This is a genomic window from Chryseobacterium sp. YIM B08800 (assembly GCF_026163565.1).
Lineage (GTDB): Bacteria > Bacteroidota > Bacteroidia > Flavobacteriales > Weeksellaceae > Chryseobacterium.
In genome coordinates, this window is the sequence record NZ_JAPDKN010000121.1 from 1 (window position 1) to 629 (window position 629).

1 protein-coding gene is annotated in these 629 nt (G+C 43.1%); it reads left to right on the forward strand.

Annotated features, from left to right (window positions below):
- Nucleotides 1-629: SprB repeat-containing protein (locus tag OEW74_RS19570; RefSeq protein ID WP_265430079.1), on the forward strand; the 629-nt coding region annotated here is incomplete at both ends.

Consider the following 629-nt stretch of genomic DNA (forward strand, 5'->3'; position numbering starts at 1 on the left):
TTGTAACAGGTGGAACAGCTCCATACACTTATTCATGGTCTCCAAGCGGTGGAACTGCAGCAACGGCAACAGGTTTAGCAGCAGGAACTTACACAGTAACAGTAACAGATGCTAATGCATGTACAATTACGAGAACGATAACAATCACTCAGCCAACAGCAATTTCAGGAACAACAGTTGTTACTAATATTGCATGTAACGGTAGTTCAACAGGAGCTATTAACTTAACACCAACTGGTGGAACAGCACCTTATACTTTCAACTGGGGAGGAGGAATCACCACAGAAGATCGTACTAATTTGGCAGCTGGAACTTACACGGTAACGATTACTGATGCTAACGGATGTACAAGAACAGTAAGTGCTACTGTAACTCAGCCAACAGCAATGAGTGCAACGACTTCTCAAACAAATATTTCATGTAACGGAGGATCTAACGGAACAGCAAGTATTGTTGTAACAGGTGGAACAGCACCTTACACTTATTCATGGTCTCCAAGCGGTGGAACTGCAGCAACAGCAACAGGTTTAGCAGCAGGAGCTTATACCGTAACAGTAACAGATGCTAATGCATGTACAATTACGAGAACAGTAACAATCACTCAGCCAACAGTGATGAGTGCAACGACT